The sequence below is a fragment of the Pseudomonas sp. 2VD genome, assembly GCF_005503585.1.
GTDB classification, from domain to species: domain Bacteria; phylum Pseudomonadota; class Gammaproteobacteria; order Pseudomonadales; family Pseudomonadaceae; genus Pseudomonas; species Pseudomonas aeruginosa.
Genome location: NZ_SCND01000421.1, coordinates 1 through 4,705, shown reverse-complemented (window position 1 = coordinate 4,705; position 4,705 = coordinate 1). Strand labels below are relative to the sequence as shown.

Annotated in this window: 5 protein-coding genes; 3 read left to right on the top strand and 2 right to left on the bottom strand. The window is 55.5% G+C overall.

The genetic code is table 11. The annotated features are described in order from the left end of the window. The 3 genes from FFS27_RS28710 to FFS27_RS28700 form a co-directional block, all read left to right on the top strand. Positions 1 to 362 (top strand): EndoU domain-containing protein (locus FFS27_RS28710; RefSeq protein ID WP_171019249.1); only part of this gene is annotated, 362 nt, incomplete at its 5' end. A 7-nt stretch (positions 363 to 369) separates the two neighbouring features. Next, on the top strand, positions 370 to 624 hold the full coding sequence (locus FFS27_RS28705) for a MafI family immunity protein (RefSeq protein ID WP_071537721.1): 255 nt from the start codon (positions 370 to 372) through the stop codon (positions 622 to 624). Between the two features lie 347 nt (positions 625 to 971). After that, positions 972 to 1,523 carry a DUF6990 domain-containing protein gene (locus FFS27_RS28700; RefSeq protein ID WP_071537948.1) on the top strand — a complete coding sequence of 184 codons (552 nt, stop codon included), beginning with the start codon at positions 972 to 974 and terminating at the stop codon, positions 1,521 to 1,523. A gap of 248 nt (positions 1,524 to 1,771) precedes the next feature. Here the strand turns inward: FFS27_RS28700 and FFS27_RS28695 are convergent, their stop codons facing one another. After that, positions 1,772 to 2,149, bottom strand: a complete 378-nt coding sequence (locus FFS27_RS28695) for a hypothetical protein (protein ID WP_023101226.1) — start codon at positions 2,147 to 2,149, stop codon at positions 1,772 to 1,774. A 20-nt stretch (positions 2,150 to 2,169) separates the two neighbouring features. Further along, a partial coding sequence (locus FFS27_RS28690; protein WP_256659695.1) for an RHS repeat domain-containing protein occupies positions 2,170 to 4,705 on the bottom strand: 2,536 nt, incomplete at its 5' end.

Genomic DNA, 4,705 nt, shown 5'->3' with positions numbered 1-4,705 from the left:
GTAAAGGTTATGTCGATATTCTTTCCCACGAAGCTAAACAGCATATTTTGTATGGCGACAAACCTGGGAGTGGTGGCCATATGTGGCCGGGGCAGGCAGGGAAGACAGTTTTCCCTCAAAACTGGTCGGCAGATAAGATAGTTCACGAGGTTGGTGATATTGCGACGTCCCCTAGTACCAAATGGTATGCCCAAACAGGAACTGGTGGGGTTTATACAAGCAAGGGTGATCCCGCTAAATGGGTTGCTTATGAGGTTCGTGATGGAGTCCGTATGCGCGTTGTTTATCAGCCCGCTACAGGAAAGGTGATCACAGCCTTCCCCGACAACGCACCTATCCCACCTTATAAGCCCATTAAATAGGTCTTTTATGTACGCTGATCGTATTGTCAAATTTGGGGAGAGATTCCAGGGGCGGCTAGAGTCTACGCTGCTTCAGGGAGCACTAGACTATGTTGGATACAATGAGGAAAGTCTGGCTTTTGAAGTCCTGTGTGACCATATTTGTGAATATGATGTATCTATCACGGATGAGGAATATCGCGAGGCTGTACAATTAGCCCTGGATATGGGATTTGACTTAGAGGAAGGTCCATTCAAACACTTGAAGAGTTTGAAGTCGTAGTTTTTAAAGCATGCATCGTTTGCTTTTTCAAACACCGGCCTCGGACAGCATAAAGGGGACAGATTTATTTTCCCTACTCTAATTCTCTGAGCAGGGAGGCTCCAGTGCAGACGCCGTAAGGAGGCTTCGCGAGGCCTAGGCAGAGGCGAGTGGTTTTACTGAACTATCCGCTTCACGTGGTTCAGTGTGGTAAGATCGGCAGTGGTATACAGTGGGAATGAGAAATATAAACACTAGTCAAAATTAGAGTAGGAAAAATAAATCTGTCCCCTTTTCTGTCCCTTTTCTCAAGAAGGCTATCCCAATGGAATTCCGGTTGAGGTCATGAATTTTCCAGGTGCTAAGTAGTGAAAGAAATAGAGATATTGTCAGCTCTAGAAGGGCTTGGCTGGAGATGCGACAAAGATGAGGCTGGGGATCATTTTTGCCTAATGGACATTGGTGAAGTCCAGGTTCAGATTATTCCAACTATAGGGAGGCGCTCTGATCATTTTAGGGTTTCATTAATGCCATCTGTTTCTACGAAGAATTTTACGGCGGCAGTTGCATTCGTTTTGGGTGAGGCCAGTAATTATGTGCCGATTATTGTGAGTAATGACGTGCCGGAGAAAATAGTCGGTTTCTCACTGGATGATGTCGTTAGACTTTCTCAAAGTGCTATATCTTGGGCTTCTGCTCAAGATATAGAAAAAGGCTTGGCAGCTTATAGAGCTTTGCCAACAAATTCGAAGGGTGCTATGCCGTTGCGGCACTTGGCAGCTTTGGCGATAGCTGGAGACGTTAGCTGTCTTGCAAATTATCAATTCAGCTTCGAGCAGGGTGACAGATTAGGGTTTGTTCCGTATATCACCCAAGACATGATAGAGCGCGCTCTCTTGATTGCGCGAAATGTGCGTTGACGCTAATTACCCAAAGCGAATAAAGGGCGAATAAAGGGGGCAGATTTATTTTCCCTACTCTAATTCTCTGAGCAGAGAGGCTCCAGTGCAGACACCGTGAGGAGGCTCCGCGATGCCCTAGGTAAGGGCAATTGGTTTAGCGAGTTATTCGCTTTGAGTGGTTTGGCGTGGGCGGTTGCTGAAATTATAGTAGTAAAAATAAATCTGTCCCCTTTTTCCTCTTTTTTACTACTCTCCCTTTTCCTCTGTTAGCTCTCGCTGGAGCATGGATAGCCATTGATTTCCAGAGATAGTTTCATTTCGTAAGCTTTTTTAATTAAGCCGTTAGAAAAGCAGAAAGGAAATATGACGGTTTCCTCGATGTCATAGTAAATGGCAATTCTTAAAGCCAGAGCATCAAGCTCTTTTTCACTGCTCATAAAATTTAGATTTTCAAGGAAATCGTAAGTGTTCTTTTCAAACTCTGGCCAGCTTGAGAAGCTGAAGTCGTTTGAAGACACTGAAATATTTCCATTCTTTTGATTTTCTTTGTATGCATATTGTTTAGGTAGGCTTACATAAAATTTAGATGAACTGAAGTTTTGGCTAGAGTTTGCGGTTATTTCTAAAGTGCACTCAAATGACATTGTCTTCTTTCCTGTGGATTTTAGCACATGGGTATTTTGGGCTTTGGGCAGCCAAACATTGTAGGGTTAATTTCGCACGCTTCCTCAAAGCCAGGAGGGAGTATTAGAGGCGGTATTGAATCTAAAATTTCATTAATTGGGCTAGATCGCCCCTTGCTGTCAGGGCTTGGCTTACCATTATTTAGCCATTCTCGATGGTAGTCTTCGGCTATTTCTTTGGATACTTGTCCATTAGGTCCTTTCAGGTCGTTCATGTCTCCCTGTTTGTGGAACCATTTCCAGAAAGCTTTAGGCAAACCGAATAGTTTATCGCCTGGGTGGAGCCCAAGAGTATCCGCAAAAGAAAGAGGGTTTCCTCCTACATAGGCGAATGTGTTAAACCCTCCTGCCAACCCAATCGGATCACTCTCCACATACCGCCCAGTCTCCGGATCATAGTCGCGGAAGTAGTTGTAGTGCAGCCCGCTCTCCGCATCGTAGTACTGCCCGGGGAAGCGCAGGTTGACCTGGGTGCTGCCCTGGCTCAGCGCTTCGCCGCGGCCGAAGGCGTCGGACTGCCACTGCCAGGCGATCTGGCCGCTGGCATCGGTGGCCAGGCGCGGGGTGTCGAGGTGGTCGCCATGGAGGTAGAGCAGGGTCGGGTTGCCGACCTTGCCCTGGGCGTCGTAGTCGGCGTCGATGGTGGCCAGCGGCAGGCTGTCCAGCCACAGGTAGTACTGGGCTCGCAGTTTCCGGCCGCTGCCGTCGTGTTCGGCTTCGCCGAGCAACTGGCCGTCGGGACCGTAGAGGTAGGTGGTGACGCTCTCGGGGGTGAGCTTGACGATGCGTTGGCCGAGGGCGTTGTAGCGGTATTCGGCGACCTGCTGGCCGTCGAGGCTGACGCTTTGCAGGCGGCCCTGGGCGTCGTAGGCCAGTTTGCGCGCGGCGCGGTCCTGGGTGAGGTTGCCGGCGGCGTCGCTGGTCACCGCTTGCGCGCCGATGGCGGTCAATCGGTTGCTGTCGGGCGCGTACTGGTAGTCCTGGCTGCTGGCGGTGCCGCCTGAGGCGGGGTTGTCGCTGCGTTGGGTGCGGTTGCCGACCGCGTCGTAGGCGTAGCTGCGCCCGCCCTGGACGCCGCGTTCCTCGGTCAGGCGGTCCAGCGGGTCGTACTGGTAGTCCAGGGTGCCCCAGAGGCTATGGCGGTGCTGCTGGATATTGCCATTGGCATCGTGCTGGTAGTCGCTCTGCCAGGGGCCGACCTTCTGCCGCAGTAGTTGGTAGTCCTGGTCGTACTCGCGGCTGAGAGTGATGCCGTTGCCCCAGGTCAGGCGCTGCAGCGGGCCGAAGGGCAGGTAGGCGATCTGCCCGACCAGGGGGCTCGGCGCCTTGTCGCCTACTGCCAGGGTCACGCTGGCGACCTGGCCGCCGGCGTTGCGCGGGTAGCCGATGGCGAGGCCGGAGGGGTAGCCGATCTCCAGCAGTTGGTTGGCCGCGTCGTAGCGGTAGGTCACGCGGTCGAGCAGGGTCTGCTGGTCGAGGCGGATGCTGCGTACCTGCTCGACCAGGTTGCCGCGCTCGTCGTAGCGGTACACCAGGCTGTCGCGGGCACCTTCGATGGCGCCCAGGCGGCCGATGCCTTTATTGCCGTCGGCGGTGAGGTCGTAGCGGTACTGTACGTCGAGGCTCGGGTCGCTCGGCGAGTGGCGCTCGATCAGGCGATTGAGGGCGTCGTAGCGATACTCGGTGACCGCACCGCGAGCGTCGGTGCGGCGGATGACGTTGCCGGCGGCGTCGTGCTCGAAGGTGGTGGTGCCGCTGTCCGGGCTGACCAGTCGGGTCAGGTTGCCGAGGCCGTCGTATTCGTAGCGGGTGGTGACGCCGCGCGGGTCCTTGACCTCGGTGAGGTTGTCCTGGGCGTCGTAGGCGAGTTGGGTCTTGCCGCCGAGGGGATCGCTCTGGCCGACCAGCCGGTCGAGGGCGTCGAAGGCCTGGCTGTGGGCGAACTGGCGCGGGTTGGTTTCGCCGACCGGATTGTCGTTGAGGTCGTAGGCGAAGCTGCGTGTCTGGCCGCCGGCGCCGACCGCGCGGAGCAGCCGGCCAAGCTCGTCGTAGGCCCATTGCTGCTGGCGCACCAGGCTGCCGCTGGCGTCCTTGATGCGCTGGGCGGTGCGATTGCCCTTGGTGTCGACGTCGTATTCGAGGCGTTCGCCGAGGTTGTTGCCGATCGCCACCAGCCGCCGTGCGTCGTCGTATTCGTAGCTCAGCCAACTGCCGTCGCCGCGGGTGACGCGGGTGATCTGGCCGACCGCGTCATAGTCGAAGCGGGTGGTGCTGCCAGCGGTGCTGACGGAGGCCAGCCAGCCGTCGACGCCGGTGTAGGCGAGGCTGCTGGTGACGCCGTTGGCATCGGTGATGCTGCCGGGCTTGCCGCGCTCGTCATAGTCGCCGAGGCGGGTGACCTGGCCGAGGGCGTTGGTCACTTGGGTCAGGTTGCCGCGACTGTCGTAGGCATAGAGGGTGACGTCCTGCACATCGGTGCGCGGACCGTCGGCGCGCTCGATCAGGCCGAGGGCGTTG

Coding starts and splice junctions, on each gene's coding strand:
- FFS27_RS28705 (WP_071537721.1), top strand. CDS start 370: ATGTACGCTGATCGTATTGTCAAATTTGGGGAGAGATTCCAGGGGCGG.
- FFS27_RS28695 (WP_023101226.1), bottom strand. CDS start 2,149: ATGTCATTTGAGTGCACTTTAGAAATAACCGCAAACTCTAGCCAAAAC.